General features: G+C 71.8%; 19 protein-coding genes. 15 read left to right on the forward strand and 4 right to left on the reverse strand.

The window, feature by feature from the left end; genetic code table 11:
* Positions 1–108: 108 nt before the first annotated feature.
* Together ABZ386_RS03935 and ABZ386_RS03940 are read left to right on the forward strand one after the other, a co-directional pair.
* On the forward strand, positions 109–906 hold the full coding sequence (locus ABZ386_RS03935) for a methyltransferase (RefSeq protein ID WP_355728194.1): 798 nt from the start codon (positions 109–111) through the stop codon (positions 904–906).
* A 279-nt stretch (positions 907–1,185) separates the two neighbouring features.
* On the forward strand, positions 1,186–1,587 hold the full coding sequence (locus ABZ386_RS03940; RefSeq protein ID WP_037765734.1) for a DUF3040 domain-containing protein: 402 nt from the start codon (positions 1,186–1,188) through the stop codon (positions 1,585–1,587).
* Positions 1,588–1,812: 225 nt separating this feature from the next.
* Here ABZ386_RS03940 and ABZ386_RS03945 read toward each other — a convergent pair whose 3' ends face one another.
* The 4 genes from ABZ386_RS03945 to ABZ386_RS03960 all read right to left on the reverse strand — a co-directional run bounded on the left by ABZ386_RS03945 (position 1,813) and on the right by ABZ386_RS03960 (position 7,439).
* Positions 1,813–4,206 carry a DUF3488 and transglutaminase-like domain-containing protein gene (locus ABZ386_RS03945; protein ID WP_351331916.1) on the reverse strand — a complete coding sequence of 798 codons (2,394 nt, stop codon included), beginning with the start codon at positions 4,204–4,206 and terminating at the stop codon, positions 1,813–1,815.
* Positions 4,206–5,567 (reverse strand): DUF58 domain-containing protein, encoded by a 1,362-nt coding sequence (locus ABZ386_RS03950; protein WP_351331914.1) that lies wholly within the window; start codon positions 5,565–5,567, stop codon positions 4,206–4,208. Before ABZ386_RS03950 ends, ABZ386_RS03945 begins: the two co-directional genes overlap by 1 nt.
* Positions 5,567–6,607, reverse strand: coding sequence for a MoxR family ATPase (locus ABZ386_RS03955; RefSeq protein WP_351331912.1), 1,041 nt, complete (start codon positions 6,605–6,607; stop codon positions 5,567–5,569). The genes ABZ386_RS03950 and ABZ386_RS03955 overlap by 1 nt, the downstream gene beginning before the upstream one ends.
* A gap of 280 nt (positions 6,608–6,887) precedes the next feature.
* A complete protein-coding gene (locus tag ABZ386_RS03960; protein ID WP_351331910.1) occupies positions 6,888–7,439 on the reverse strand; it encodes a carbonic anhydrase in 552 nt (183 codons plus the stop codon).
* A 375-nt stretch (positions 7,440–7,814) separates the two neighbouring features.
* Between ABZ386_RS03960 and rsmH the strand changes: the two genes are divergently transcribed.
* The 13 genes from rsmH (at position 7,815) to ABZ386_RS04025 (ending at position 23,610) form a co-directional block, all read left to right on the forward strand.
* Complete coding sequence (rsmH, locus tag ABZ386_RS03965) at positions 7,815–8,771, forward strand: 16S rRNA (cytosine(1402)-N(4))-methyltransferase RsmH (RefSeq protein WP_355724840.1); 957 nt, start codon at positions 7,815–7,817, stop codon at positions 8,769–8,771.
* A 31-nt stretch (positions 8,772–8,802) separates the two neighbouring features.
* A complete protein-coding gene (locus ABZ386_RS03970; protein ID WP_355724843.1) occupies positions 8,803–9,258 on the forward strand; it encodes a septum formation initiator family protein in 456 nt (151 codons plus the stop codon).
* 349 nt (positions 9,259–9,607) lie between these two features.
* The gene (locus ABZ386_RS03975; protein WP_351331905.1) at positions 9,608–11,569 is read left to right on the forward strand and encodes a penicillin-binding protein 2; all 1,962 of its coding nucleotides are present in this window, start codon (positions 9,608–9,610) and stop codon (positions 11,567–11,569) included.
* A 182-nt stretch (positions 11,570–11,751) separates the two neighbouring features.
* Positions 11,752–13,272, forward strand: a complete 1,521-nt coding sequence (locus tag ABZ386_RS03980; RefSeq protein WP_351331903.1) for a UDP-N-acetylmuramoyl-L-alanyl-D-glutamate--2,6-diaminopimelate ligase — start codon at positions 11,752–11,754, stop codon at positions 13,270–13,272.
* Positions 13,273–13,300: 28 nt separating this feature from the next.
* Positions 13,301–14,716 carry a UDP-N-acetylmuramoyl-tripeptide--D-alanyl-D-alanine ligase gene (murF, locus tag ABZ386_RS03985; protein WP_114251546.1) on the forward strand — a complete coding sequence of 472 codons (1,416 nt, stop codon included), beginning with the start codon at positions 13,301–13,303 and terminating at the stop codon, positions 14,714–14,716.
* On the forward strand, positions 14,716–15,807 hold the full coding sequence (gene mraY, locus ABZ386_RS03990) for a phospho-N-acetylmuramoyl-pentapeptide-transferase (RefSeq protein ID WP_114257358.1): 1,092 nt from the start codon (positions 14,716–14,718) through the stop codon (positions 15,805–15,807). The genes murF and mraY overlap by 1 nt, the downstream gene beginning before the upstream one ends.
* Positions 15,789–17,231 (forward strand): UDP-N-acetylmuramoyl-L-alanine--D-glutamate ligase, encoded by a 1,443-nt coding sequence (gene murD / locus ABZ386_RS03995; protein WP_351331900.1) that lies wholly within the window; start codon positions 15,789–15,791, stop codon positions 17,229–17,231. Before mraY ends, murD begins: the two co-directional genes overlap by 19 nt.
* 138 nt (positions 17,232–17,369) lie before the next feature.
* On the forward strand, positions 17,370–18,734 hold the full coding sequence (gene ftsW, locus ABZ386_RS04000) for a putative lipid II flippase FtsW (RefSeq protein ID WP_351331898.1): 1,365 nt from the start codon (positions 17,370–17,372) through the stop codon (positions 18,732–18,734).
* A 6-nt stretch (positions 18,735–18,740) separates the two neighbouring features.
* Positions 18,741–19,838, forward strand: a complete 1,098-nt coding sequence (gene murG, locus ABZ386_RS04005) for an undecaprenyldiphospho-muramoylpentapeptide beta-N-acetylglucosaminyltransferase (protein ID WP_010039354.1) — start codon at positions 18,741–18,743, stop codon at positions 19,836–19,838.
* 26 nt (positions 19,839–19,864) lie between these two features.
* Positions 19,865–20,659 carry an FtsQ-type POTRA domain-containing protein gene (locus ABZ386_RS04010; protein WP_351331895.1) on the forward strand — a complete coding sequence of 265 codons (795 nt, stop codon included), beginning with the start codon at positions 19,865–19,867 and terminating at the stop codon, positions 20,657–20,659.
* A gap of 289 nt (positions 20,660–20,948) precedes the next feature.
* Positions 20,949–22,142: a cell division protein FtsZ gene (ftsZ, locus tag ABZ386_RS04015; RefSeq protein ID WP_020277551.1), complete on the forward strand. Its 1,194-nt coding sequence runs from the start codon at positions 20,949–20,951 to the stop codon at positions 22,140–22,142.
* 10 nt (positions 22,143–22,152) lie between these two features.
* The gene (pgeF, locus tag ABZ386_RS04020) at positions 22,153–22,884 is read left to right on the forward strand and encodes a peptidoglycan editing factor PgeF (RefSeq protein ID WP_358963492.1); all 732 of its coding nucleotides are present in this window, start codon (positions 22,153–22,155) and stop codon (positions 22,882–22,884) included.
* A 6-nt stretch (positions 22,885–22,890) separates the two neighbouring features.
* Positions 22,891–23,610 carry a YggS family pyridoxal phosphate-dependent enzyme gene (locus tag ABZ386_RS04025; RefSeq protein WP_358963495.1) on the forward strand — a complete coding sequence of 240 codons (720 nt, stop codon included), beginning with the start codon at positions 22,891–22,893 and terminating at the stop codon, positions 23,608–23,610.
* Positions 23,611–23,679: the final 69 nt, after the last annotated feature.

A 23,679-nucleotide genomic window follows, 5' to 3' on the forward strand; every position in this document is an offset into this window, starting at 1 on the left:
TAGGGTGGGGGACGCCTGAAGTCTTCCCTCCCCGTGGCCGGGGCCGGGAAGGCACCCCGTTCCGCTCCGCCGCGCAAGAGGCGGTGCCGCGCCGAGGAGTCAACTGACGTGTCGGACCCGATGCGCCCCCGCGCCTCACTCCGTACCGCCGTGGTCTGGGAGGTCCTCCAGGACGCCCTCGACCGCCGGGTCAAGGCCACGGGTCGGGAGTCGCTGGACGTCCTCGACACCGGAGGCGGCAGCGGCAACTTCGCGGTGCCCGTCGCCCGCCTCGGCCACCGGGTCACCGTCGTCGACCCGAGCCCGAACGCGCTGTTCGCCCTGGAGCGCCGCGCCGCCGAGGCCGGCGTCGCCGACCGGGTCAAGGGCGTGCAGGGCGACGCCCACGGCCTCTTCGACGTCGCCGAGCGCGGCGGCTACGACGCGGTGCTGTGCCACGGCGTCCTGGAGTACGTGGACGACCCGGCCGAGGGCGTCCGCAACGCGGTGGCCGCCCTGCGCCCCGAGGGTGTCCTCAGCCTGCTCGCCGCCGGACTCGGCGGTGCCGTGCTGGCCCGCGCCCTCGCCGGCCACTTCAAGGAGGCCCGGCAGGCGCTCGACGACCCGAACGGACGATGGGGCGCGGGTGACCCCGTGCCGCGCCGCTTCACCGCCGAGCAGCTCACGACGCTGGTCGAGGCCGCGGGCCTGCGGGTCGGCGCCGTGCACGGCGTGCGGGTCTTCGCCGACCTCGTGCCCGGCGTCCTCGTCGACACCGAGCCCGGAGCTTTGGAAGCGCTGCTGAAGCTGGAGGAGGCCGCGGCCGAGCTGCCGGCCTTCCACTCGGTGGCCACGCAGCTTCATGTGCTCGGTGAGACGCAGGCGGCGATCGAGACCGATGAGGCCAGTGGGGCCGCCGGGGCCTGAGCCGCTTCCTGAGTCACCGCCGCTGATCAGCGCCTGGGCTGTGGATGGAGTACGCCACAGGCCCCCCGAATGGCGGCTGAGCGCCGTATGATCGAGGGAGACCGTTCCGGCATGACGGGTCGGCCGCCGGGGAATGGAAGCCTCAGCGAGCCGGGACGTCCATGGCGGATTCCGGTTGGCCAATTGGCGCAGAGGGGCGGGTTTCACGGGGGCGATTCCCTGCCTATCCTGAAGAGACCCCCCGGGTCGCCCCGGCGACTGCACGATGAGGAGGACTCCGTGCCGCTCTCGGAGCACGAGCAGCGCATGCTCGAGCAGATGGAGCGAGCGCTGTACGCCGAAGATCCCAAGTTCGCGTCGGCGCTCGAGGGAAGCGGGCTGCGTACGTACACCCGGCGGCGGGTCTACCAGGCGGTCGCGGGCTTCCTCGTAGGTATTGCGCTCCTCATGGCCGGTATGGTCGCCAAGCAGGTCTGGCTCAGCGTCGTGGGCTTCCTCGTCATGCTGGGCTGTGCGGTGCTCGCCGTGACCGGCTGGCGCAAGGCCCCCAAGCCGGGCGAACAGGCCGCCGGTGCCGCCGGAGGGCCGCAGGCCCGCCGTCAGGGCAGGCAACGCCGCTCCATGATGGACCGCATCGAGCAGCGCTGGCAGAAGCGCCGCGACGAGCAGGGCGGCCATTAGCCAGCCCCCACAGCTCGCCAGGACTACGTGAACACGTACGTCAGGGGGTGACCACCGACCAGGTGGTCACCCCCTGACGCATGCCTGTGCGGCGGTATGCCCACGTCCCTGGACGGCTGCCGGGAGAAGAGACTGGGCAGGGGCGGGTGCAGGGGCAGCGCGGCCGACCGAGCCGCGGGCAGCCGCACGCACCCCGCGGCCGGCCGGCCCCGGCCGTCTCTGTCGTCAGCCCTGCTGCCCCGATGCCTTCCGCCACGTCGGCCGCAGCGCCAGAGCCCGTTCCCGGACCCCCGACCACCAGGCCGATCCCGCCCACAGCACGCGGACGGTGGAGCGCGGGGCCACCAGTGCGCGGAGTCGGGTGGGGCGGCCGACCGCGGCGCTCAGGCCCGCTGTCGCACGGTGGACGTCGTCCGTGAGGCCCGCCGTCGGGCGGGGGTGCGGCGCGTACAGGACCTGCTCCACCGCGTTCGCCACTCGGTGCACCGAGGCCGCGGCCGTCGCGTCGAGGCTGCCCAGCCGGACGATGCGGGCGGCCGCCTTGCGCGGCGTCTGCGACTCGTCCGGCACGATGCCGAAGTCCCACGCGGTGTCCGTCAGCTCCTGCCAGACGGCCAGCGTGTGCGGCACCGCGTCAGCGTCGCCGCGGCCGTGTGCCCCCAGCCGTACCGAGCGGGTCCGCATGCGCCACAGCATCGGTGCCAGCGGGAGGACCAGGACCGCGAGGCCGGCGAGGGCCCAGGCCAGGATCGCGTACCACTTCGGGCCGTTGTCGTCCGTGGGCAGCGCCGCCGCCGGGGTCTCGCTCGCGCAGCCGCCGTCCAGCCTCCTCTGCTCCGGCGTGCAGGACTCACGCGCCGAGGGCGTCGGGGAGGGCGCCGCCGACGTGGACTGGGTCGGGCGCGCCGGGTCCGGCACGGAGCTGCCCGGGGTGTCCGGCAGGGTGTACGAGGGCATCGAGCCGCGGTTCGGCGTCGGCTCGAAGCGGGTCCAGCCCACGCCCTCGAAGTACAGCTCGGGCCAGGCGTGCGCGTCCCGCAGCCCCACCGACACCGAGCCGTCCGCCTGCGGGGAGCCGGGCGCGAAACCCACCGCGACCCGGGCCGGTATGCCCAGGGAGCGGGCCATCGCCGCCATCGCGAAGGAGAAGTGCACGCAGAAGCCCTGCTTGTCCTTCAGGAAGCGGGCGATCGCCTGCGAGCCGCTGCCGACCTGCACCTGCGTGTCGTACTCGAAGCCGCCGGTCACGGCGAACCAGTCCTGGAGCTTGACCGCCTGGTCGTACGGGTTGGTGGCGCCCGCGGTGACCTGGCGGGCGGTGCGGGCCACGATCGCCGGCAGGGAGTCGGGCAGCTCCGTGAAGTCCCGCTTGATGGCCGCGGGCGGCGGCCCCGCCGAGGCCAGCTGCTCCGCCGTCGGCTCCACGTCCAGGCTCTTGACCTGGTACTTCAGCCCGCGCGTGTTCTGGCCGTGGTCGCCGACCAGGGTCATGCCCAGCGGCTCGTACCGCCAGTTGCCGCTGATGGTCACGCCGCTCGGCGGGTACGGCATGGGCAGCCAGTCCTGGGCGTACCAGTCGGCCGCCGAGATGGTGGTGTCGACCTCCGCGCGCTTGACGTCGGGGCTGAGGCCGATCGGGGGCGGGAACGTGCCGTCGGGGACGGCGGTGATGGACCGCCGGGACGGCTTCCAGGTGGTGCCGTCGAAGTCGTCCAGGGACACGATCCGCAGGTACAGGTCCGAGACGTCCGGCATCTCGGTCCGCACGGACAGGACCTGCTGGTCCTCGTCCGCGTTCAGACTGTCGCGCAGGGACACCAGCGGGTTCACGGCGGAGATCGTGCCGCCGCCGCCCGTGCCGCGGCCCGCGCCCGCTCCCACGGAGTCCAGTAGACCCCCGTTCATCGCGGGCAGCCCGAGCGGCACCACCAGGGCGATGCCCAGCGCCACCACGCCGATGCGCCGGCCGGTGCGGATCGGGGCGACCGCGCCGCTCGGCTCCCCACCGGCCGTGCGCGAGGCCCCGGCGAAGACCCTGCCCCACTGGGAGAGCCGGTCCCGGCCCTCGGCCAGCAGCAGCATCAGATAGCCGGCCGCCGCGACCAGGAACCACAGCCAGTCCGTGCCCCCGTCGGACAGCCCCGCGGCCACCGAGTACAGGGCGAGCAGCGGCAGGCCGGCCGGGGCGGCGCTGCGGAAGGTCACCGCCAGGATGTCGACCAGCAGCCCGATGACCAGGACGCCGCCGATGAGCATCAGCCGGATGCCGTCGGAGCTCAGGGGGGCGGGAATCGCGTACCGAGCGATGTCGTCCCCGCCCTGCTGGAGCAGGAGCGCGAAGCGGTCGATGGCCTGCGGCCCGGGGATCAGCCCGGCGAGGGCCTGCTCACGGGCGAACACGAAGGTCAGCAGCACCACGGTGACCAGGGCCTGCGCCGCCACCGTCAGCGGGCGCGCCAGCGGCACCCGGCGGGCCGCCGCCCCCACACCCGACTGGATGCCCAGCAGGAAGGCCGCCTGCACGATCCACGTGGCCGGCTGGACGAGGGGCAGCAGGGCGCACGCGGCCATCAGCGTGGCCGCCCACGCGCCCAGCGTCAGTCGTACCCGCCCGCTCATCACGGCCCCTCCCCGCCGCTCGCGGCGGCCATCCCCCTGCGCTCCCGGTCGGCCTGCCGCCACAGCTCGTCCAGCGAGGCGTCCCGCGGCACGCCGAGGGCCGTCCAGCCCGCTTCGCGCAGCATGCGCAGCCGCTCCCCGCTCCCGTCCAACGGACCGGGCACGTCGCTCGGTTCCCGCATCCAGGTGTCGCTGTCCAGCACGAAGGCGACCGCGCCCGGGCTGCGTTGCCGCATCCTGCCCAGCACCGCCGCCTGCTCCTCGTCCAGGTCGCCGAGGAAGGCCACCAGCAGCCCCTCGTTCCCGCCGCGCAGCACGTCGTAGGCCCGGGACAGACCCGCGCCGTCGGAGTGGTCGATCACCGCGAGGGTGTCCATCATGAGCCCGGCCGCGTCGGCGGACTCCTGGTGCGCGCCCGCGAAGCCGTCACCGCCCTCGCCGGGCACCGCGTTGCCGGTGTCCGTCAGCAGCCGTACCGAGAAGCCGCGTTCGAGCATGTGCACCAGCACGGAGGCGGCGCCGGCGACGGCCCACTCGAAGGCCGAGTCGGGGCCCGCGCCCCGGTAGGCGATGCCCCGGGTATCGAGCAGGACCGTGCAGCGGGCGCGCTGGGGCTGCTCCTCGCGGCGCACCATCAGCTCGCCGTAGCGGGCCGTGGAGCGCCAGTGGACGCGGCGCAGGTCGTCGCCGTAGCGGTAGCCGCGCGGGATGACGTCGTCCTCGCCGGCCAGGGCGAGCGAGCGCTGCCGCCCGTCGCCGTACCCCTTCGCCTCACCGCTCAGGCGCACCGGCGCCAGCGGTTCCACGCGCGGGATCACCGTCAGGGTGTCGTACGTGGAGAAGGACCGGGTGAGTTCGCACATGCCGAACGGGTCGGTCAGGCGCAGCTGGAGCGGGCCCAGCGGGTAGCGGCCGCGCAGGTCGGAACGGACCCGGTAGGACACCTCGCGCCGGCCGCCCGCCTCCATCCGGTCGAGCACGAAGCGGGGCCGGGGGCCGAGCACGTACGGCACCCGGTCCTGGAGCATCAGCAGGCCCGTGGGCAGCCGCGAGACGTTGTCCATCCGCAGGTGGACCCGGGCCTCGCTGCCGGCGGGCACGCGCGCGGGGGAGAGCCGGCGGCTGCCCGCGACCCGGTAGCGCGTGCGGTACAGCACGGTGGCGCACACCAGCGGCAGCACCGCCAGCAGCAGGCCGACGCGCAGCAGGTCGCTCTGCCCGAGCACGTACGAGCAGATGGCGGCCGCGACGCCGGCGGCCAGGAAGGAGCGTCCGCGGGTGGTCAGACCGGCCAGGGCGGTGCGGATGCCGCCCTTCTCGCCCCGGTCGGCCTCCGCGTGCCCCGTCCCCGCGGTGGTCATCACAGCCTCCGCGGCGGGTGCGAGGGGTAGGCCGGAGCGGTGCGGCCCACGGCGCCGAAGCCGCTCTGCTGCTGGGGCGCCGCCGGCACCGGGGTGCGCTGCAGGATCTCCTCGACGACCTGCTCGGCCGTGCGGCGGTTGAGCTGGGCCTGGGCGGTGGGCAGCAGGCGGTGGGCCAGGACGGCGACGGCGAGGGCCTGCACGTCGTCCGGCAGCGCGTACTCCCGGCCGCTGAGGGCCGCGGTCGCCTTCGCCGCGCGCAGCAGATGCAGCGTCGCGCGCGGCGAGGCGCCCAGTCTGAGGTCGGGGTGCGTACGCGTGGCGCCGACCAGGTCGACCGCGTAGCGCCGGACCGGCTCGGCGACGTGGACGCCGCGCACCGCCTCGATCAGCTTGAGGATCTCGTGCGCGTGCGCCACGGGCTGGAGGTCCTCCAGCGGCGAGACACCGCCGTGCACGTCCAGCATCTGCAGCTCGGCCTCCGCGCTCGGGTAGCCGACCGAGACCCGGGCCATGAAGCGGTCGCGCTGGGCCTCCGGCAGCGGGTAGGTGCCCTCCATCTCGACCGGGTTCTGCGTCGCCACCACCATGAAGGGGCTGGGCAGCTCGTAGGTCTTGCCGTCGATGGTGACCTGGCGCTCCTCCATCGACTCCAGGAGCGCGGACTGCGTCTTGGGCGAGGCGCGGTTGATCTCGTCGCCGATCACCACCTGTGCGAAGATCGCGCCCGGCTTGAACTCGAAGTCACGGCGCTGCTGGTCCCAGATGGACACACCGGTGATGTCCGACGGCAGCAGGTCGGGCGTGAACTGGATGCGCCGCACCGAGCAGTCGATGGACCGCGCCAGCGCCTTGGCCAGCATCGTCTTGCCGACTCCCGGGACGTCCTCGATCAGCAGATGTCCCTCGGCGAGCAGCACGGTCAGCGAGAGCCGTACGACCTCGGGCTTTCCCTCGATCACGCCTTCCACCGACTCCCGCACGCGCTCCACCACGGCGGTCAGATCAGTGAGGCTCGCTCGATCGTCATAGGTCGTCACCCGGCCCTCCTCGGCCTTTCCCCTGCTCCCAGGAAGCACGGGATACCCCATTTTCCCGGGCCGACGCCCCACGACGCGGGCCGGCCCACCCCGAACCACGGACACCACGCGAGAGATGTTCAGCGTGACGCCACTCCCCGCATTCTTGCTGCCGTTACCGATTCGTGTCACTCGACTGGGGACAACTGGCCGCGATATGTCGGTCTTGCGACTGTTCGAACGCGTGACTGACAGGCTTTCGACAGCTACAGCAGGTGGTTTTCCGGGGTGGGCGAGCAGGTCAGGCGGCGGGGTCGACCTCTCGCAGCAGGCCGGACTTCACATCGAAGACGAACCCCCGCACGTCGTCGGTGTGCAGCAGGAACGGTGAGGTCCGCACGCGCTGCATCGACTGCCGTACGTCCTGGTCGACGTCCGAGAAACACTCCACCGCCCACGCCGGGCGCTGGCCGACCTCGGCCTCCAGCTCGCCCCGGAAGTCCTCGGTCAGGGTCTCCATACCGCAGCCGGTGTGGTGGACGAGGACGACGCTGCGCGTGCCCAGCTTGCGCTGGCTGATGGTGAGGGAGCGGATCACGTCGTCGGTGACGACGCCGCCGGCGTTGCGGATGGTGTGGCAGTCGCCGAGCTCCAGACCGAGCGCGGCGAGCGGGTCGAGGCGGGCGTCCATGCAGGCCACGACGGCTACGTGGAGGGCGGGCTTGGCGTCCATCCCGGCATGCCCGAAGGCGGCGGCGTACCGGGTGTTCGCCTCGACGATGCGGTCCGTGACCGTGCCGCCCGCGGCTGTGGCGCTCTCCGGACCTGAGGAAACCGATGCAGAAGTCGTCATAACCACTGACGTTACTGGTCACACCCCGTCCTGGCCCCTTGTGAGACTGGACAAAGAATGTCAGCGAGGCGGGGCTGTGAGGTAACCCACAGGGGTGGTGTGCCGGGGGTCGCGACGCGCAGGCCGGTTGATTGACCGGGAGACAGGGTGGACTAAAGTGACGCGAAGCGGGAGGCGAGACTCTCCCCGCTGGACTGATTTCTTCGGAGACCCCGGCGACGACCGGAGATCTCCCCGCGTGCGCGGCGCGTACGTGCGGCTCGGCCTCCTCCCGCTCCCGGTCGGCTGACGCTTCCGGCGCCGGCAGGCCGTCCCCTTCACGAGCGGGCGGGGACCCGGCGGTGCGTACGGGCCCGCCGGATCTGAGAGGGCCCCTTGAGCCAGAGTCGACACGTCCCGGTGATGCTCCAGCGGTGCCTGGACCTGCTGGCACCCGCCCTGGAAGGGCCGGACGCGGTGGTCGTCGACTGCACCCTCGGGCTCGGCGGCCACAGCGAGGCGCTCCTGGAGCGGTTCCCCGGCGTCCGCCTCGTCGCCCTGGACCGCGACAAGGAGGCGCTGCGCCTGTCCGGCGAGCGCCTCGCGTCCCACGGCGAGCGCGCCACGCTCGTCCACGCCGTCTACGACGAACTCCCCGAGGTGCTGAGCAGGCTCGGCATCGCGCGCGTGCAGGGCGTCCTGTTCGACCTGGGCGTCTCCTCCATGCAGCTCGACGAGGCCGACCGCGGCTTCGCCTACGCCCAGGACGCGCCGCTCGACATGCGCATGGACCAGACGACCGGCGTCAGCGCCGCCGAGGTCCTCAACACGTACCCGCCGGGCGAACTCGTCCGCATCCTCCGGGCGTACGGCGAGGAGAAGCAGGCCAAGCGGATCGTGGCCGCGATCGTGCGGGAGCGGGAGAAGGAGCCGTTCAGCAACAGCGCGCGGCTGGTCGAACTGATCCGGGACGCCCTGCCGCAGGCCGCCAAGCGCACCGGCGGCAACCCCGCCAAGCGCACGTTCCAGGCCCTGCGCATCGAGGTCAACGGCGAACTCGCCGTCCTGGAGCGGGCGATCCCGGCCGCCGTGAAGGCGCTCGACGTGGGCGGGCGGATCGCCGTGCTGTCGTACCACTCGCTGGAGGACCGGCTGGTCAAGCAGGTGTTCGCGGCGGGTGCCGCCACCACCGCGCCGCCCGGGCTGCCCGTCGTGCCCGAGCGCTACCAGCCGCGGCTCAAGCTGCTCACGCGCGGTGCCGAACTCCCCACCGAGGAGGAGATCGCCGAGAACCGGCGGGCGGCGCCGGCGCGGCTGCGCGGGGCCGAGCGCATCAGGGAGGACGTCGAGTGAGGCGCGTGCAGGCCGGACCGAGGGAGCGCGAGTGAGCAGCACACCCGAACTGAAGGGGAGGGCGGCGCGTCTCGCCCGGCTCTTCCCGACCGGCCCCGGGCAGGCGGCCCGCACCCCCTTCGTCCTCCTGGTCGTCCTCCTCCTCGGCGGCGGTCTCATCGCCCTGCTGGTGCTGAACTCGGCCCTCAGCGAAGGCGCGTTCAAGCTCGACGACCTCCAGCGCGAGACGAAGAACCTCACCGACGAGGAACAGGCCCTCCAGCGGGACATCGACGCCTACTCCGCGCCCGAGGCCCTCCAGCGCCGCGCCCGCGAACTCGGCATGGTCCCCGGCGGCGATCCCGCCTTCCTCCAGCCCGACGGCACGGTCAAGGGCGTCCCCAGCCCCGCCTCCGGCGTCCGGCAGACCACCGCCCACATCCCCCTGGTCCTCGCCCCCGAAGCCATGCCCAACGGCCCCGCCCCGACCCCGACCCCCGGCAGGTGACGGAAGTGTCCGACAGGGAACCCCCGCGCCGTCGCGCACCGGGCCTCACCAGGCCCGGCTGCCCTCCTGGAGCCGGCGTTCGTCCGGTCGGCGCTCCTTCCGCTCGCCGGCGCGCGGCGGACCGGGCGCTCGGCCGGGCGGCGGAGGTACCCCCCGGGCTGTCGCCGTGCTGCCGGGTGCCCGCCGGGCCATTGCCGTGCCGTGCGCCCGGCTTCGCCAGGGTCGCCGGTCCCGAGGCCCGGGGCCGCCGTGGCGTGTGCCCTGCGGTCGGCAGCCGTCCCGGGGCGCGTCCGGCCGCCACCGCGTCCGCCAGTCCCCAGCCCACCCCGACCCCCGGCAGGTGACGGAAGTGTCCGACAGGGAACCCCCGCGCCGTCGTGTGCCCGGACCCGCGCGGCCCGCGCGGCCCGATGCGCGGCGGCGGCCCGGGCCCGGTGCCCGGCCGGCCCGGCGGCCGGGGCCTGGGCGCCCGGCGGCGCCCAGGCCGCTGCGGCTGGGCAGCCCGCGCCCCCGGCTGCGGCTGGTCGGGCTCGCGCTGACGCTCGTGCTGATCGCCTTCGTCGTGCGGCTGTTCCAGGTGCAGGCCGTCGACGCGAGCACGTACGCCGCCAAGGCCGAGCAGAACCGCTACGTCGGGCAGGTGCTGGCCGCGGACCGGGGCGAGATCACCGACCGCAGCGGTGTCGCCCTGGCGACCAGCGAGGACGCCTACGACATCACCGCCGATCCCACGATGTTCGCCCCGAAGATGCTGAAGATCGGGGACGGGCCCGAACAGGCGGCCGCCCTGCTCGCGCCGATCCTCGGCCAGGAGCAGGAGGCCCTGGTCGAGAAGCTGCGGCCGAAGAACAAGGCCCTGCGCTACGTCAAGCTGGCCTCCCGCCAGACCCCGCAGGTCTGGAAGCAGATCAAGGACCTGAAGTCCGCGCTGGCGAAGAAGGCGGAGAGGGACAAGTCCGTGCACAACGTGCTCGCGGGCGTCTTCTCCGTCGCCACCAGCAAGCGCGTGTACCCCAACGGCGACCTCGCCGCCGGGATACTGGGCTGGGTCAACGGCGAGGGCAAGCCCGGCGGCGGCATCGAGCTCCAGTTGAACAAGCAGCTCGCCGGCAAGGACGGCAAGATCCGCTACGCCCAGTCCGGCGGCCGGCTCGTCCCCACCGCCGGGGGCGCCACCGAGACCCCCGCCGTGCCCGGCAGCGACGTCGAACTCACCATCGACCGCGACATCCAGTGGGCCGCCCAGAAGGCCATCACCGACCAGGTGAAGGAGTCCGCCGCCGACCGCGGCTACGTCATCGTCCAGGACACCCGCACCGGGCAGATCCTGGCCATGGCCAACTCGCCCGGCTTCGACCCGAACGACCTGTCCGACGCCGACCCGGCCGCCCTCGGCAACGCCGCCCTCCAGGACGCCTTCGAACCCGGCTCCACCGCCAAGGTCATGTCGATGGCGGCCGTGCTGGAGGAGGACGCCGCCACCCCGATGACCCACGTCGTCGTGCCCAACCGGCTGCACCGCGGCGACCGGCTCTTCAAGGACGACGTCGACCACCCGACCTGGTACCTGACGCTCAACGGCGTCCTCGCCAAGTCCAGCAACATCGGCACCATCCTCGCCACCGGCCAGCTCGGCAAGACCCAGTCCCAGGCCAACAAGGTCCTCTACGACTACCTGCGCAAGTTCGGCCTCGGCCACTACACCGGCCTCGGCTTCCCCGGCGAGACCCCGGGCATCCTCGCCCCGCCCGACAAGTGGTCGACCTCGCAGCAGTACACGATCCCTTTCGGCCAGGGCGTCTCCATCAACGCCATGCAGGCGGCGTCCGTGTACTCCACCATCGCCAACGGCGGCGTCCGCGTCGAACCCACGCTCGTCCGCGGCACCAAGGGCCCCGACGGCCGCTTCACCCCCGCCCCCAAGCCCAAGAAGACACGGGTCGTGAGCGACAGGACGGCGAAGACCCTCGCCCAGATGCTGGAGTCCGTCGTGGACGACGAGGAGGGCACCGGAACCAAGGCCCGCATCCCCGGCTACCGCGTCGCGGGCAAGACGGGCACGGCCAACCGTGTGGATCCGGCCACCGGCAAGTACCGTGGCTACACCTCGTCGTTCGCCGGGTTCGCGCCCGCCGACAAGCCCCGCGTCACCGTGTACTGCGCCATTCAGAACGCCACTCGGGGCAGCTACTTCGGCGGGCAGATCTGCGGCCCCGTCTACAAGCAGGTCATGGAGTTCGCACTGAAGTCCCTCCAGGTCCCGCCGACCGGAGCCAAGCCCGCGAAGCTCCCGGTCACCTTCAGGCGCTGACCGGCCGCAAGCCCAGGTCAGCATGGAAACCAGCCAGGAACCACCTCGTGACGACGATCACCCCCGACCCCGGGAACCAGAGCACCCCCGGCCCCTCACTTCGCCCGGAGGCGGGTACGCCCGGTACGCTCACCGCCGTGCCACACGCTGATCAGTCCCAAACCACCCAGAAGGGCCATCCCGTGACATACCCCGGGCCGCCCAGGCCGGTGCAGGTCTCCGCCACATCCCTCGCGGAACTCGCCGATCAGCTGGGTGCTCCCGCGCCGGAGAGCGCCGCCGAGGTCACGGGCATCACCCATGACTCCCGCGCCGTGCGCCCCGGCGATCTGTACGCCGCCCTCCCGGGCGCCCGGCTGCACGGCGCCGACTTCGTCGACCAGGCCGCGGGCCTGGGCGCCGCCGCCGTGCTGACGGACCCCACGGGCGCCGAGCGCGCCGCCGCCTCCGGGCTGCCGGTCCTGGTCGTCGACGACCCGCGCGGGCGGATGGGCGAGCTGGCCGCCACGATCTACGGCCACCCCGGCCGGGACCTGCTCCAGATCGGCATCACCGGCACGTCCGGCAAGACCACCACCGCCTACCTCGTCGAGGGCGGCCTGAAGACCGTCAGGTCCACCGGCCTGATCGGCACCGTCGAGATGCGCATCGGCGACGAGCGCATCAAGTCCGAGCGCACCACGCCGGAAGCGACCGACCTGCAGGCCCTGTTCGCCGTCATGCGCGAGCGCGGCGTCGACGCGGTCGCCATGGAGGTCTCCAGCCACGCCCTGGTGCTCGGCCGCGTCGACGGCTGCGTCTTCGACATCGGCGTCTTCACCAACCTCAGCCCGGAGCACATGGAGTTCCACTCCGACATGGAGGACTACTTCCAGGCGAAGGCGCAGCTGTTCACCCCGAAACGGGGCAAACTCGGCGTGGTCAACGTCGACGACGAGTACGGCCGCAGGCTGGCCAAGGAGGCCACCGTCCCGGTCGTCACCTACTCCGCCGAGGGCCACCCCGACGCCGACTGGCGCGCCGAGGACGTCGAGATCGGCCGGCTGGACTCGACGTTCACCGTCATCGGGCCCAAGGGCGAGCGGATCAGCGCCAAGTCGCCGCTGCCGGGCCCCTTCAACGTGGCCAACACCCTCGCCGCGATCGTCGCCCTCGCCGTGGCCGGCCTCGACCCGCAGGCCGCCGCCGACGGTGTGGCCGCCGTACCGGGCGTGCCGGGCCGCCTCGAGCGCGTGGACGCCGGGCAGCCGTACCTCGCGGTCGTCGACTACGCCCACAAGACGGATGCGGTCGAGTCGGTTCTCAAAGCGCTCCGCAAGGTCACCGAGGGCCGGCTGCACATCGTCCTCGGCTGCGGCGGCGACCGGGACAGGACCAAGCGCGCGCCCATGGGCGCCGCCGCGGCGCGGCTCGCCGACACCGCCGTGCTGACCTCCGACAACCCCCGCGGCGAGGACCCGCTCGCGATCCTCGCCACGATGCTCCAGGGCGCGGCCTCCGTGCCCGCGCACGAGCGCGGCGAGGTGCAGGTCTTCGAGGACCGGGCCGCCGCGATCGCCGCCGCCGTCGCCCGCGCCGAGCCCGGCGACACCGTGCTGGTCGCGGGCAAGGGCCACGAGCAGGGCCAGGACATCGCCGGGGTGGTCCGTCCCTTCGACGACCGCCAGGTGCTCCGCGAAGCCATCCAGAAGACCCAGGGATGAAAATCCAGAAGACCCAGGGGATGAACTTGTGATCGCCCTCTCCCTCGCCGAGATCGCAGAAGTCGTCGGCGGGCAGACGCACGACATACCGGATCCGTCCGTCCAGGTCACCGGCCCGGTCGTCCGGGACTCCCGCGAGGCGGTGCCGGGCAGCCTGTTCGTGGCCTTCGCCGGGGAGCGCGTGGACGGCCACGACTTCGCGGCGGCGGTCGTCGAGGCGGGAGCGGTGGCCGTGCTCGGCACCCGCCCCGTCGGCGTGCCCGCGATCGTCGTGGACGACGTCCAGACCGCCCTCGGCGCCCTCGCGCGGCACGTCGTACGACGCCTCGGCGCCACCCTCGTCGCCCTCACCGGTTCGGCGGGCAAGACCAGCACCAAGGACCTCATCGCGCAGGTGCTCCAGCGCAAGGCGCCGACGGTGTTCACGCCCGGCTCGCTCAACAACGAGATCGGGCTGCCGCTGACCGCGCTCAGCGCCACGGAGGAGACGAGGTTCCTCGTCCTGGAGATGGGCGCCCGCGGCATCGGGCACATCCGCTACCTCACGGAACTGACCCCGCCGAAGATCGGCCTGGTGCTCAACGTCGGATCCGCTCACATCGGCGAGTTCGGCGGCCGCGAGCAGATCGCCCAGGCCAAGGGCGAACTGGTCGAGGCGCTGCCCTCCGAGGCCGACGGCGGCACCGCGATCCTCAACGCCGACGACCCCTACGTCCGGGCCATGGCCTCCCGTACGAAGGCGAAGGTGCTCTTTTTCGGAGAGTCCGGCGAAGCGGACGTTCGCGCCGAGAACGTGCGACTCACGGACACCGGACAGCCCGCGTTCAGGCTTCACACACCCTCCGGTGCAAGCGATGTGACCATGCGCCTGTACGGTGAGCACCACGTGTCGAACGCGCTCGCCGCGGCCGCCGTCGCCCACGAGTTGGGCATGTCCGCAGACGAGATCGCCGTCGCGCTCTCCGAGGCGGGCTCCCTCTCCCGCTGGCGGATGGAGGTCACCGAGCGCCCGGACGGCGTGACGGTCGTCAACGACGCCTACAACGCGAACCCCGAGTCCATGAAGGCCGCTCTGCGCGCGCTGGCGGCCATCGGCAAGGGGCGTCGCACGTGGGCGGTGCTCGGCAAGATGGCCGAGCTCGGGGACGAGGCTCTCGCCGAGCACGACGCGGTCGGACGGCTCGCCGTCCGGCTCAACGTCAGCAAGCTCGTCGCGGTCGGTGGCAGGGAAGCCGCCTGGCTGCAACTGGGCGCATATAACGAGGGTTCGTGGGGTGAGGAGTCGGTGCACGTGTCCGACGCACAGGCGGCGGTCGACCTGTTGCGCAGCGAGTTGCGCCCGGGGGACGTCGTGCTCGTGAAGGCGTCCCGTTCGGTCGGGCTCGAGAGCGTTGCCCAGGCGCTGCTCGAGACCGGTGCCGAGGGTGAGGTTTCCGCCCGATGATGAAGCAGATCCTGTTCGCAGGAGTCATTGGTCTCTTTCTCACGCTGATCGGCACCCCGCTGCTGATCAAGCTCCTCGCGCGCAAGGGCTACGGCCAGTACATCCGCGACGACGGCCCGCGCGAGCACGCCAGCAAGCGCGGTACGCCGACCATGGGCGGTATCGCCTTCATCCTGGCGACGGTCGCCGCGTACTTCCTGGCGAAGGTGATCACGGGCTATCTGGACCCGGAGGCCGACGCGGCGCCGACCTTCTCGGGTCTGCTGGTGCTCGGCCTGATGGTCGGCATGGGCCTGGTCGGCTTCCTGGACGACTACATCAAGATCGTCAAGCGGCGTTCGCTGGGTCTGCGGGCCAAGGCGAAGATGGCCGGCCAGCTGATCGTCGGCATCGGCTTCGCGGTGCTGTCGCTGCAGTTCGCGGACAACCGCGGCAACACCCCGGCCTCCACGAAGCTGTCGTTCATCACGGACTTCGGCTGGACGATCGGCCCGGTGCTGTTCGTGGTCTGGGCGCTGTTCATGATCCTCGCGATGTCGAACGGCGTGAACCTGACCGACGGCCTGGACGGTCTGGCCACCGGTGCCTCGGTGCTCGTCTTCGGCGCCTACACCTTCATCGGTGTCTGGCAGTTCCAGGAGTCCTGCGCCAACGCGCAGACCCTGACCAACCCGGGCGCGTGCTACGAGGTGCGCGACCCGCTCGACCTGGCGGTGGTCGCCTCCGCGCTGATGGGCGCCTGCCTGGGCTTCCTGTGGTGGAACACCTCGCCGGCCAAGATCTTCATGGGTGACACCGGTTCGCTCGCGCTCGGCGGTGTGCTCGCGGGCCTCGCGATCTGCTCCCGCACCGAGCTGCTGCTCGCCATCCTCGGCGGCCTGTTCGTCCTGATCACCATGTCCGTGGTGATCCAGGTCGGTTCGTTCCGCCTCACCGGCAAGCGCGTCTTCCGGATGGCGCCACTCCAGCACCACTTCGAACTCAAGGGCTGGTCCGAAGTGCTCGTCGTGGTCCGCTTCTGGATCATTCAGGGCATCTGTGTGATTGTCGGACTTGGCCTCTTCTACGCAGGATGGGCAGCGGACAAGTGACCTCCTCGGAGCCCTTCGACTTCCAGGGCAAGCACGTCACCGTCGCCGGACTCGGCGTCTCCGGCGTCCCGGCGGCCAAGGTGCTGCACGGCCTCGGCGCGGTCGTCACGGTCGTCAACGACGGCGCCGACGAGCGCGCCCGGGCGCAGGCGGCCGAGCTGGAGGCGCTCGGGATCACCGTGCGCCTGGGCGACGGCGACACCTTGCCGGAGGGCACCGAGCTGATCGTCACCGCGCCCGGCTGGAAGCCGGACAAGCCGCTGTTCACGGCTGCTCGTGACGCGGGAGTGGAGATCTGGGGCGACGTCGAACTGGCCTGGCGCCTGCGCGGCCCCGACGCCGCCGACTGGCTGGCCGTCACGGGCACCAACGGCAAGACCACCACCGTCCAGATGCTCGCCTCGATCCTGAAGGCGGCCGGGCTGCGCACCGCCGCCGTCGGCAACATCGGCGTCTCCCTGCTGGACGCGGTGCTCGGCGAGGAGAAGTACGACGTCCTCGCCGTGGAGCTGTCCAGCTACCAGCTGCACTGGGCGCCCTCCCTGCGCGCCCACTCGGCCGCGGTGCTGAACCTCGCCCCCGACCACCTCGACTGGCACGGCTCCATGGAGGCCTACGCCGCCGACAAGGGCCGCATCTACGAGGGCAATCGCGTCGCCTGCGTCTACAACGTGGCCGACAAGGCCACCGAGGACCTGGTCCGCGAGGCCGACGTGGAGGAGGGCTGCCGGGCCATCGGCTTCACGCTCGGCACGCCCGCGCCCTCCCAACTCGGCGTCGTCGAGGGCATCCTGGTCGACCGCGCCTTCGTCGAGAACCGGCAGAAGAACGCCCAGGAGCTCGCCGAGGTCGCGGACGTCAACCCGCCGGCCCCGCACAACATCGCCAACGCCCTCGCGGCGGCGGCCCTCGCCCGCGCCTACGGCGTCCCCGCCAAGGCCGTACGGGACGGCCTGCGGGCCTTCACCCCGGACGCCCACCGCATCGCGCACGTCGCCGACGTGGACGGGGTCGCGTACGTCGACGACTCCAAGGCGACCAACACGCATGCGGCCGAAGCCTCGTTGGCGGCGTACGAGTCGATCGTGTGGATCGCGGGCGGGCTCGCCAAGGGCGCTGTCTTCGACGAGCTGGTCGCCAAGGCGGCGAAACGGCTGCGCGGTGCCGTGCTGATCGGCGCGGACCGCGCGCTCATCCGCGAAGCCCTGGCGCGACACGCCCCGGAAGTACCCGTCGTCGACCTCGACCGGACCGACACTGGGGCGATGCGCGCGGCGGTTCAGGAGGCACGGCGGCTCGCCCGCCCCGGTGACACGGTGCTGCTGGCTCCGGCGTGCGCCTCCATGGACATGTTCGTCAACTACAACAAGCGCGGGGACGCTTTCGCGGACGCCGTTCGTGAGCTCGGCTCCGCCGAAGGCTGACCCGGGTCCGCCTCGCCCGGCGGGAGTGCCGGGCGTACCTGGGAGGGACGCGTGACACGGATGCGGCTGGTGCCCGAGCGGCGGCCTGGGGGCCTGCGCGGTGGAGCGTTTCCCCCCGGCCTGGCCGGGTGATCGGCGATGCCCACCAGCCGCACCGGACGGCCCCCGGTCCAGCGCGCCCCCAAGCGCCCCGTCCCTCCCCGGTCCCTGCGCGACAACCCCGTCCTGAACTTCTACACCCGTGCCCGCCGGGGCTGGGACCGGCCGCTGACCGCCTACTACCTGATCCTCGGCGGCAGCCTGCTGATCACCGTGCTCGGCCTGGTGATGGTCTACTCGGCCTCCCAGATCACCGCGCTGCAGATGTCCCTGCCGGGCTCGTACTTCTTCCGCAAGCAGCTGCTCGCGGCGCTGATCGGCGCCGGTCTGCTGTTCGCTGCCTCACGCATGCCGGTGAAACTCCACCGGGCGCTGGCCTACCCGATCCTCGCGGGCGCCGTCTTCCTCATGGCCCTGGTGCAGATCCCCGGGATAGGAGTGTCGGTCAACGGCAACCAGAACTGGATCGCCCTCGGCGGCTCCTTCCAGATCCAGCCCAGCGAGTTCGGCAAGCTCGCCCTGGTGCTGTGGGGCGCCGACCTGCTCGCCCGCAAGCAGGACAAGCGGCTGCTGACCCAGTGGAAGCACATGCTCGTCCCGCTGGTGCCGGCCGCCTTCATGCTGCTCGGTCTGATCATGATCGGCGGCGACATGGGCACGGCGATCATCCTCACGGCCATCCTGTTCGGCCTGCTCTGGCTGGCCGGAGCGCCCACGCGGCTGTTCGCCGGTGTGCTGTCGATCGCGGCCGTGCTCGGCCTGATCCTCATCAAGACCAGCCCCAACCGCATGGCCCGCCTGCAGTGCCTCGGCGCCACCGAACCCCAGTCCGGACCGGTCGACTGCTGGCAGGCCGTGCACGGCATCTACGCCCTCGCCTCCGGCGGAATCTTCGGCTCCGGGCTGGGTGCGAGTGTGGAGAAATGGGGCCAACTCCCCGAAGCCCACACCGACTTCATCTTCGCCGTCACCGGTGAGGAACTGGGCCTGGCGGGGACGCTGTCGGTCCTCGCCCTCTTCGCGGCTCTAGGCTATGCGGGTATCCGCGTGGCCGGACGCACGGAGGACCCCTTCGTCAGGTATGCCGCGGGAGGCGTGACCACCTGGATCACGGCCCAGGCCGTGATCAACATCGGTGCGGTGCTCGGTCTGCTGCCGATCGCCGGCGTCCCCCTCCCGCTGTTCTCCTACGGAGGATCCGCCCTGCTGCCGACCATGTTCGCCATCGGGCTGCTGATCGCCTTCGCGCGCGACGAGCCCGCTGCGCGGGCGGCGCTTGCGATGCGGCAACCCCGCTTTGGTAGAAAGCGGGGGGCTGGGGGAACCGGTTCCGGTCGGACTCCCCGGAGATGGAACACGATGCGACGGCGTGCCTCGGCGGCGCGCTCGTCCGGAGAGCGGTGAATTTCGGTGCATGTCGTACTCGCCGGCGGAGGAACCGCGGGCCACATCGAGCCCGCGCTCGCCCTCGCGGACGCCCTGCGCAGGCAGGATCCGACCGTGGGCATCACGGCCCTGGGCACGGAGCGCGGCCTCGAGACACGTCTCGTACCCGAGCGCGGCTACGAACTCGCGCTGATCCCCGCCGTACCGCTGCCACGCAAGCCCACCCCCGAGCTGATCACCGTCCCGGGCCGGCTGCGCGGCACCATCAAGGCGACCGAGCAGATCCTGGAGCGCACCAAGGCGGACGCCGTGGTGGGCTTCGGCGGCTACGTCGCCCTGCCCGGCTACCTCGCGGCCAAGCGCCTCGGCGTGCCGATCGTCATCCACGAGGCCAACGCCCGCCCGGGCCTGGCCAACAAGATCGGCTCGCGGTACGCCAGCCAGGTCGCCGTCTCCACCCCGGACAGCAAGCTGCGCGGCGCCCGCTACATCGGCATCCCGCTGCGCCGCTCCATCGCCACCCTGGACCGCGCCGCCGTACGCCCCGAGGCCCGGGCCGCCTTCGGGCTCGACCCGAACCTGCCCACGCTGCTGGTCTCCGGCGGCTCCCAGGGCGCCCGCCGCCTCAACGAAGTCGTGCAGACGGTCGCGCCCTGGCTCCAGCAGGCCGGCATCCAGATCCTGCACGCGGTCGGCCCGAAGAACGAACTGCCGCAGGTCCAGCAGATGCCGGGGATGCCCCCGTACATCCCGGTAAGTTACCTGGACCGGATGGACCTCGCGTACGCCGCGGCCGACATGATGCTCTGCCGCGCGGGCGCGATGACCGTCGCCGAACTCTCCGCCGTCGGGCTCCCGGCCGCCTACGTCCCGCTGCCCATCGGCAACGGCGAACAGCGGCTCAACGCCCAGCCGGTGGTGAAGGCCGGCGGCGGCCTGCTGGTCGACGACGCGGAGCTGACCCCCGAGTGGGTCCAGCAGAACGTCCTGCCCGTGCTCGCCGACCCGCACCGGCTGTACCAGATGTCCCGCGCCGCCGCCGAGTTCGGCCGCCGGGACGCCGACGACCTGCTCGTCGGCATGGTGTACGAGGCGATCGCCGCCGCTCGTGCACACCGCTAGGCCCGTATGACGGAAGGCAGGGGAGCGTGGCCGGATCGACCACCGCCGAGCGCGGTGAACGCCAGCAGGAGTCGTCCGGCCCGCCGCCCGGCAGGCGTCTGCGGCGGCGCCACGTTCGTGTGATCGTCATCCTGGTGCTCGCCCTGGTCTTCCTCGGCATCCCGACCCTGTGGCTGTTCTACGGGTCCGACTGGCTGCGCGCCGAGCGGGTCTCCGTGTCGGGCACCCGGGTCCTGACACCGGCTCAGGTCGAGGCGGCCGCCGAGGTTCCCCTCGGGAAGCCGCTGATTTCCGTGGACACCGATGCGATCGAGACGCGACTGCGCCGGAAATTGCCCCGAATTGACGCGGTTGACGTGGTCCGTTCCTGGCCCCATGGAATCGACCTGAAAGTGGTTGAGCGGACTCCGGTTCTGATTGTCCAAAAGGGCGGAAAGTTCGTCGAAGTGGACGATGAAGGTGTCCGTTTCGCTACGGTTTCTGATGCGCCGAAAGGCGTGCCCGCCCTGGAATTGACGCTGTCGCGGTCCAGCTCCGCCGCGGCCAGCCTGCGCCGCTTCGGCGAGTCCCGGCTGGTGCGCGAGGCGGTGGGTGTCGCCCGCGCCGTTCCGGCCGCCGTCGCCCGGGACACACGGACCGTCAAGGTCCGTTCCTACGACGACATCTCGCTGGAGTTGCGGGACGGCCGCACGGTCGTCTGGGGGAGCAGTGAGAAGGGCGCCGCGAAGGCCCGTACGCTCACCGCTCTGATGAAAGCCTCGCCGGACGCGCGGCACTTCGACGTCAGCGTCCCCACCGCTCCCGCGTCATCAGCGAGTTGACGCACATCCGCGCAGGCCAGCACCCTGGTTGGGCAGTGCTACGGCTGATCACATAGGGTGAAAAGAAAAACGGGAGGTTCGGCGTGTTCGTTGAACGTGCGCCACTTGTCGACTTAGTGTCCTGTTCAGAAGACTCCAAGGAACAGACACACTGGTAACCCTAAACTTCAGGGTTAGGGTTCGGGTCGGCGATACGGACCGTCCCATTCGGCATCAGTCGTCGGGTCGCGGGGCGCAGGCGCGTCACGGTGATTCGGCGACACGTAACTCGAGGCGAGAGGCCTTCGACGTGGCAGCACCGCAGAACTACCTCGCAGTCATCAAAGTCATCGGTGTCGGCGGCGGTGGTGTCAATGCCATCAACCGGATGATCGAGGTCGGTCTCAAGGGCGTCGAGTTCATCGCCATCAACACCGACGCGCAAGCCCTGTTGATGAGCGACGCCGACGTCAAGCTGGACGTCGGCCGTGAACTCACCCGCGGACTCGGCGCCGGAGCCAACCCGGCCGTGGGCCGCAAGGCCGCCGAGGACCACCGCGAGGAGATCGAGGAGGTCCTCAAGGGGGCCGACATGGTCTTCGTGACAGCCGGTGAAGGCGGCGGCACCGGCACCGGCGGCGCGCCCGTCGTGGCCAACATCGCCCGCTCGCTGGGTGCCCTCACCATCGGCGTGGTCACGCGGCCGTTCACCTTCGAGGGACGGCGCCGCGCGAACCAGGCCGAGGACGGCATCGCCGAGCTCCGCGAAGAGGTCGACACCCTCATCGTCATCCCGAACGACCGGCTGCTGTCCATCTCGGACCGCCAGGTCTCGGTGCTCGACGCCTTCAAGTCGGCCGACCAGGTCCTGCTCTCCGGTGTCCAGGGCATCACCGACCTCATCACCACCCCCGGCCTCATCAACCTCGACTTCGCCGACGTCAAGTCGGTCATGTCCGAGGCGGGCTCGGCCCTGATGGGCATCGGCTCGGCCCGCGGCGACGACCGCGCGGTGGCCGCTGCCGAGATGGCGATCTCCTCGCCGCTGCTGGAGGCGTCCATCGACGGCGCCCGCGGTGTGCTGCTCTCCATCTCCGGCGGCTCCGACCTCGGCCTGTTCGAGATCAACGAGGCCGCCCAGCTGGTCAGCGAGGCCGCCCACCCCGAGGCCAACATCATCTTCGGCGCGGTCATCGACGACGCCCTCGGCGACGAGGTCCGGGTCACGGTCATCGCCGCCGGCTTCGACGGGGGACAGCCCCCGGCCCGCCGGGAGAACGTGATCGGCTCCACCTCGGCCAAGCGCGAGGAGCCGGCCCCGGCGCGGCAGACCGAGAGCCGCCCGTCCTTCGGATCGCTCGGCAGCGTGACCCCGAAGGAGGACCCGGAGCCCGCTCCGGAGCCGGTCAACGACATCCCGGTCGCCCCGCCGGTCCCGCCGGCGCCGCGGACCTACTCGGACAGCGCGGCCGAGGAACTGGACGTACCGGACTTCCTCAAGTGATCCTTCTGACGTGATAGGACAGCGCGAGAGCGCGAGCGGCGCGCACTTCGCCTTCACCGACCGGTGGGGCGGGGTGAGCGCCGCTCCGTATGAGGAGCTCAATCTCGGCGGAGCGGTCGGAGACGACCCGGACGCCGTACGCACCAACCGGGAACTGGCCGCCAAGTCCCTGGGCGTCGAGCCGGACCGGGTGGTCTGGATGAACCAGGTGCACGGGGCGGACGTGTCGGTGGTGGACGGACCGTGGGAATCGTCGTCCGACATCCCGTCGGTCGACGCGATCGTCACGAGGCGGCGCGGGCTCGCCCTCGCCGTGCTCACCGCCGACTGCGTGCCGGTGCTGCTCGCCGACCCGGTCGCCGGGATCGCCGCCGCGGCCCACGCGGGCCGGCCGGGCATGATCGCCGGAGTCGTCCCGGCCGCGCTACGCGCGATGACGGATCTGGGCGCCGAGCCCTCCCGGATCATCGCCCGCACCGGACCCACCGTCTGCGGCCGGTGTTACGAAGTGCCCGAGGCGATGCGCGCCGAGGTGTCCGCCGTCGAGCCGGAGGCGTACGCCGAGACGAGTTGGGGCACACCGGCGGTCGATGTGAGCGCCGGAGTGCACGCCCAGCTGGAGCGGCTCGGGGTGCGCGACCGGGAGCAGTCGCCGGTGTGCACGCTGGAATCGCGCGATCACTTCTCGTACCGACGCGACCGCACCACCGGGCGGCTCGCGGGTTATGTGTGGCTGGACTGACAGGACATGACGGACCGTAAGGACGAACTCGCCGCGAATCTGGCGAAAGTGGAGCGGCGCATCGCCGACGCGTGCGCGGCGGCGGGGCGCCTGCGCGAGGACGTGACCCTGATCGTGGTCACCAAGACCTACCCCGCGAGCGATGTGCGGATCCTCGCGGAACTCGGCGTGCGCCACGTCGCCGAGAACCGCGACCAGGACGCGGCGCCCAAGGCCGCGGCCTGTACGGATCTGCCCCTTACATGGCATTTTGTCGGTCAACTTCAGACCAACAAGGTGCGCTCGGTGGCCGGTTACGCGGATTTCGTGCAGTCCGTCGATCGTTCCAAGCTCGTCACAGCTCTGTCGAAGGAGGCCGTCCGGGCGGGTCGTGAGCTGGGCTGTCTCCTCCAGGTCGCACTGGACGCGGGGGAGAGCGAGCGGGGCGAGCGCGGAGGCGTGGCCCCCGGCGGGATCGAGGAGTTGGCCGACCTCGTGGCCGGGGCCCGGGGGCTGCGGCTCGACGGACTGATGACCGTCGCACCGCTCACCGGGGAGTACGCGGGACGCGAACAGGCGGCCTTCGAGCGGTTGATGGATTTGTCGACTGACCTGCGCCGGAGTCATCCGGCTGCCACCATGGTCTCGGCAGGGATGAGTGCGGACCTCGAACACGCCGTGGCGGCCGGAGCGACACATGTGCGCGTCGGCAGCGCGGTACTCGGAGTCCGCCCCAGGCTCGGGTAACGTCGCCAAGAAGTCGGACCACAGCAGAAAATATGGTCATTGCCGCCGAAAGGCGGATTCAAGGACCCC

It is taken from the genome of Streptomyces sp. NPDC006140 (assembly GCF_040628815.1).
Taxonomy (GTDB): domain Bacteria; phylum Actinomycetota; class Actinomycetes; order Streptomycetales; family Streptomycetaceae; genus Streptomyces.

Bases quoted from the DNA above. Each gene is read 5' to 3' on its own strand.
- ABZ386_RS03945 (WP_351331916.1), bottom strand. From the start codon at position 4,206: ATGAGCGGGCGGGTACGACTGACGCTGGGCGCGTGGGCGGCCACGCTG.
- ABZ386_RS03950 (WP_351331914.1), bottom strand. From the start codon at position 5,567: ATGACCACCGCGGGGACGGGGCACGCGGAGGCCGACCGGGGCGAGAAG.
- ABZ386_RS03960 (WP_351331910.1), bottom strand. From the start codon at position 7,439: ATGACGACTTCTGCATCGGTTTCCTCAGGTCCGGAGAGCGCCACAGCC.
- mraY (WP_114257358.1), top strand. From the start codon at position 14,716: ATGAAGCAGATCCTGTTCGCAGGAGTCATTGGTCTCTTTCTCACGCTG.
- murD (WP_351331900.1), top strand. From the start codon at position 15,789: ATGGGCAGCGGACAAGTGACCTCCTCGGAGCCCTTCGACTTCCAGGGC.
- ftsW (WP_351331898.1), top strand. From the start codon at position 17,370: ATGCCCACCAGCCGCACCGGACGGCCCCCGGTCCAGCGCGCCCCCAAG.
- ABZ386_RS04025 (WP_358963495.1), top strand. From the start codon at position 22,891: ATGACGGACCGTAAGGACGAACTCGCCGCGAATCTGGCGAAAGTGGAG.